5 protein-coding genes are annotated in these 4989 nt (G+C 62.8%); 3 read left to right on the forward strand and 2 right to left on the reverse strand.

Annotation, left to right across the window (positions count from 1 at the left end; all coding sequences use genetic code 11):
* Positions 1–241 precede the first annotated feature (241 nt).
* Together G3N94_RS39710 and G3N94_RS39715 are read right to left on the reverse strand one after the other, a co-directional pair.
* Positions 242–712, reverse strand: coding sequence for a cupin domain-containing protein (locus G3N94_RS39710; RefSeq protein WP_205799654.1), 471 nt, complete (start codon positions 710–712; stop codon positions 242–244).
* Between the two features lie 320 nt (positions 713–1032).
* Positions 1033–1851 (reverse strand): helix-turn-helix domain-containing protein, encoded by an 819-nt coding sequence (locus G3N94_RS39715; RefSeq protein ID WP_205799655.1) that lies wholly within the window; start codon positions 1849–1851, stop codon positions 1033–1035.
* 135 nt (positions 1852–1986) lie between these two features.
* Here G3N94_RS39715 and G3N94_RS39720 point away from each other — a divergent pair, with 135 nt between their 5' ends.
* From G3N94_RS39720 to G3N94_RS39730, 3 genes are all read left to right on the forward strand, one after another.
* Positions 1987–2352: a RidA family protein gene (locus tag G3N94_RS39720; protein WP_205799656.1), complete on the forward strand. Its 366-nt coding sequence runs from the start codon at positions 1987–1989 to the stop codon at positions 2350–2352.
* Positions 2349–3554 carry an MFS transporter gene (locus G3N94_RS39725; protein WP_205799657.1) on the forward strand — a complete coding sequence of 402 codons (1206 nt, stop codon included), beginning with the start codon at positions 2349–2351 and terminating at the stop codon, positions 3552–3554. Before G3N94_RS39720 ends, G3N94_RS39725 begins: the two co-directional genes overlap by 4 nt.
* A gap of 461 nt (positions 3555–4015) precedes the next feature.
* The coding region (locus G3N94_RS39730) for a transposase (protein ID WP_241022337.1) at positions 4016–4989 on the forward strand (974 nt) is incomplete at its 3' end.

Consider the following 4989-nt stretch of genomic DNA (forward strand, 5'->3'; position numbering starts at 1 on the left):
GCATCCGCTCAAAAGCGGAAAGTAGACGCGATCCGCCGACAGTTTACAAGCGCTGCTCTATGCCATTGAAAGTAAACGTGTTCTTTCGCGGCCGCGATTCGCCGGTCACGATGTGTATAACGACATGGGTTCACCCACGACTTGCAGGCGGCCACTCGTGCAGCGCGGGGCGCGATTGCGTGCAGATCCATGACGCATAGCGCAAGGTGCCCCTGCGCCATGCGGATCCGGCGACCCAGCATCATTTCTTTCTGGGATCGTCAGCTGGATTGATATAGGTGATACCCCACGGCCCGGTTACGTTAACCTGAATGACGGTTTCCTCCTTGGTCCACGCAAAATGGTGCATCTTGGGCGGCATGATAACCATGCTGCCCGGGCCGAGAGGCGTGGTCTTCTCGGGATCCAGCTTGTCACCCATGCCCAGGTTGATCGTGCCGGAAAGGACCGTCGTTCGCTCGACCCCCGGATGAAAATGGGCAGGAACCTTCGTGTCGGCCGGGAATTTGATCCGGAACGTGAGCGGCCCCTTCTTGTCCATTTTTCCTTCGATGACGGCGAGTTTGGCATCGGCGTATCCGGGCAGATCCACCCACTGGATCTTGTCAGGCGTGACCACGAGTGCCTCGTCCGCTGGCGCACTCGACGCCGCCGACATGTTCAGGAGCGCGCCCATGACCAGGATCGCAATTGTGCAAGGCTTGTTCTTCATGTACGGCTCCTTCCTGACGTAATGACCCATCCGAGCAAGTGACCAACGGGCACCGCATGCGGTCCAGGCAGCGGTGACGAGCGCCATCCGCCGGCACTGCATCGCGCAAATGAAAAACCATGCATGTAGTGCGCCAGGTGCCGGAGCAGGCTGCGTGGCTGGCGTCAGCCATCGGTGTTGCGCTGCAAACGTCAGTGAAATCGCGGAAAATGCTTCAATCGTGAAACGGTTCTGCAGCTCGGAAAGGCCATTAACGCCGGGTGGGAAATCGCCATGAGCACCCCGTTCAGCGCGTTCGCGGCCTCCCGGGGTAGCGTTCGTCAGTCCTTCTTGTCGATCGGCGCAAGCATCGCCTGCATGTCGGGATGCTTCAGGAGTTTCTTGTATTCTGCCGGGCTCAATGCGTCGATCAATACGCGTCCGCTCACGTCCGCCTTGATGTACTCGACCGCAAGCAGCGCAATGACCGGGTTGGTCGTCAACGTCGCCTGATCGGGTGAACGATCGCCGAACTCCGCCACCACCGCCTCGGTGTTGTCCGCTACAGCGACGGCAAGCCGACGTCCGGCAAGCCTGAGCCTCGCGCTGGTACCGCATTTGGCCATATCGTAATGACGCGGCCCGTTGAGCGTGCGATTGCCATAAATCGCCACATGAGTGTCGACGCCTCGCGCTGTGGCAGCCTCGAGCAGCGGCCCCAGATCGTCGATTTCTTCGTCCCAGACGCCTGCAAAGATCTGCGTCTTCGCATTGGCGATCGCGCGCGCGAACGCGCCAATGATCGCTTCCCGCCCGCTCAACGACCAGACCAGCCCCGGCTCCTGCTGCACGGGCAGCCGGTCGAGCGCGCCGGCAGCCAGCTCGAGATCCGCATTGAAGCGCGTACGCAACTCTTCCAGCAACGACCGATGAGGCACGGCTGCGTAGCGGACAGGTTCGGACCGGTTGATGAGCACCGCGCCGCGCGCTTCCAGACGATTCAACGTCTCGTAAATTTTCGATGGCGGCATGCCGGCGCGCCGGCCGACTTCCGCACCCGTCAGCGCGGCTTGCCCAACGAGGGCCGCGTATGCCTGCGCCTCGTATTGCGTAAATCCAAGCCGGATCAATGACGTGATCAGTTCCGCGTTTTCGTTCATGTGTATTGGCTCTGGCTTCCTCGGCGACCTTCACGGAATCCCTTGATTAACTACCGGAGTAGTATACACTTCGCCTTGAAGTACTACTCAAGTAGTAAGTCATGTTCCTGAACCTTATCGAAGGGGATCTTCAAGATGCGTCAACGGATCAGCACCGGCTCCCAGTGGGAGCCCAAGGTTGGCTACTCGCGTGCAGTGGTCGTCGATAACACCATCTACATTTCGGGAACAGCCGGTAAAGGGGAAGACGTGTACGCTCAGACACGCGATGCGCTGGCGACGATCGAAAGCGTTCTGGCGGACAGCGGATTCGCATTGTCCGACGTCGTCCAGAGCCGACTGGTGGTCGCGGACTTCGACAATTGGGAAGCCGCGGCACGCGCGCATGGCGAGACCTACGGCGACATCCGGCCGGCGTTTTCGCTGGTGCATGCGCTTCCGTTCGTCGATCCGGAGATCCTTGTCGAAGTCGAGGCGATCGCGGTCAGGACCGCAGCATGACGGTTGCCGACAAAAGCGTACGGCTGTCCAGCGCCGCGACTGCCACGCTTGCGCTTGCGGCGGGCGTGGCGATCGCCAACGGCTATGCGTTGCAGCCGTCGCTGTCAGTCATCGCGAGCGACTTCGGCGTGTCCGTATCGCGGATGGCGGCCCTCGCATCGATGACGATGCTCGGTTACCTGGTCGGCCTTGCGCTGCTCGTTCCGCTGGTTGACCGGTTCAGTCCGCGCACGCTCATTCCGGCGCAAATGGGCGCGCTCGCGTTGTTGCTCGCGTGCGTGTCCCAGTCGCCCGGGCCGCTCGCGCTCGACGTCGGCTTCTTTCTGGTCGGTGCGGCAACGACGGTCGCGGCGCAATGCAGCGCCGTCGTCGGAAAATACGCGGATCCGCACCGGCGTGGCGGGGCCATGGGGGCCGTGTCTGCGGGCATTTCCGCCGGTATTCTGCTGAGTCGCTTCGTCGGCGGTGTGTTGTCGCAATGGTGCGGGTGGCGGGGCGCATTGCTTGTGCTGGCGGGATTCGTTGCGCTGGCCGCGATCGGCGGAGGTTCGCTTTTGCCCGGCGGCCGGCCAGAGCGGGGGTTCCGCCATGCGATCACTATCGGTGCCGTTCCGCAGCTGTTGCGCGACAGCGTTCAACTGAGGCGCCGTACCTGCGCCGGCATGCTGTGGTTCTTCGCGTTCAATCTGGTATGGGTGGGGCTCGCGATCCGTCTGGCCGAGCCGCCCTATAGCCTGAGCGCAGCGGCGATCGGCGCGTACAGTCTCGCGGGCGTGCTTGGCCTTGGCGTGACGCGCGTCGCAGGAAAACTCGCCGATCGATTCGGCGATCGTACCGTCATCCGTTGCGGGCTCGCGGTGGCGGCCTTTTCGGCCTTGCTGCTTGGGGTTGCGCTCGGTCGCCCCGGATGGTTGGGCGTCGGGCTGGCGATGTTCGATGCAGGCTGTTTCGCTGCCCAGGTCGCGAACCAGGCAGGTGTCGTCGCGATTCAGCCGGCTCGGGCCGGTGCGTTGAATGCCGCGTATCTGACGCTTTATTACGCAGCCGGAGCCTGCGGTGCCGTGGCGGCAGGCGTGCTCGTCGACCTGGTCGGATGGGGCGCGATGATGATCGTCACTGCCGTTGCAATTGCGGCGGCCGGGTTGGTCAGTACCGCACCTGCGGAGATCGATGCGCCGGGCGAGTCGACGTCCGCCGGTTGAGTGCGCGCGGGACGTGTCCTTGCGATCGGTCGGAATTCCATTTTTCATGCATTATCCGGTGAAGACGTGCCGGGCCCGGTATCGCCCGGAGCGTGCAGATTCAAGCGTGCAGGAGGAAGGCATGGGATCCGACACAAGCGTGCTGAATACCGATGGCGAGCGTGCGAACGCACACGCGGATGCGGGCTCGCCGCAGGTCGTCCTGGAAACGATAGTGCGCGGCGTGGAAGGCTTCCGAATTCCTGCCGAAACGGATTGGCCCGCCGCGAAGTTGTACCTCGCGGATAACGATGGACAGTGGAAATTCTCGGCTGTCCTGGTGGCGATCGTGGCGCGGCGCGAGCCGACGATTTTGCTGACCGGGAAGCGCGGCAGGCCCCGGACTTCAGCCCGGGGACGGATAGCGCGGACGCCGCAGGCGTCCTTGACAACGCAAAAGTGGTGGGTGATACGCTCAGCCTATGCAACGTCTCCAGGCCTTCCGATTCGAACTGATGCCGACTGGCGAACAGGCGCGCGACATGCGCCGCTTCGCCGGAGCGTGTCGCTTCGTGTTCAACAAGGCACTGGCGTTGCAGAAGGCGCGCTACGAGCGCGGCGAGAAGAAGCTGGGCTATGCCGGGCTGTGCCAGCAACTCACCGGGTGGCGCAACGGCACGGAAACGCCGTGGCTCAAAGCGGCGCCGACGCATCCGCTGCAACAATCGCTCAAGGACCTGGAGCGGGCCTATACCAATTTCTTCGCCAAGCGGGCCGACTTCCCGCGCTTCAAGAGGAAGGGCCAGTCAGACAGCTTCCGCTATCCCGACCCGAAGCAGATCAAGCTGGACCAGGCCAACAGCCGGATCTTCCTGCCCAAACTCGGCTGGCTGCGCTATCGCAATAGCCGGGACGTGCTCGGTACGCTGAAGAACGTCACCGTGACCCAGGCCAGCGACAAGTGGGTCGTATCAGTCCAGACCGCCCGCGAAGTCGAGCCGCCCGTGCCACTGGCGACCAGCGCCATCGGCATCGACGTGGGCATCGCCCGCTTCGCGACGATAAGCGACGGTACGTTCCTCGCGCCGCTGAACAGCTTCAAGAAGCATGAGGTGCGGCTGCGTCGCTACCAGCGCGCAATGAGCCGCAAGGTCAAATTCTCGAAGAATTGGAGAAAAGCGAAGGCCCGCGTCCAGCGCATCCATGCCCGCATCGGCAACGCACGCCGCGACTACCTGCACAAGGCCACGACCACGATCAGCAATAGCCACGCGATGGTGAGTATCGAGGACTTGCAGGTGCGGAACCTGTCCAGGTCAGCGGCAGGCCGTGTCGAAGCGCCGGGGAAGAACGTGAAGGCCAAGTCCGGCCTTATATGGGCGCCACCCATTTGCCAAGGAGAATTTGCGAGCTGGCGGATAGATCGGTTGCATCCTTATATTCGGCCCGTTTGTGG

Origin of the sequence: Burkholderia sp. Ac-20353 (assembly GCF_017104785.1) — a bacterium.
Classification (GTDB): domain Bacteria; phylum Pseudomonadota; class Gammaproteobacteria; order Burkholderiales; family Burkholderiaceae; genus Burkholderia.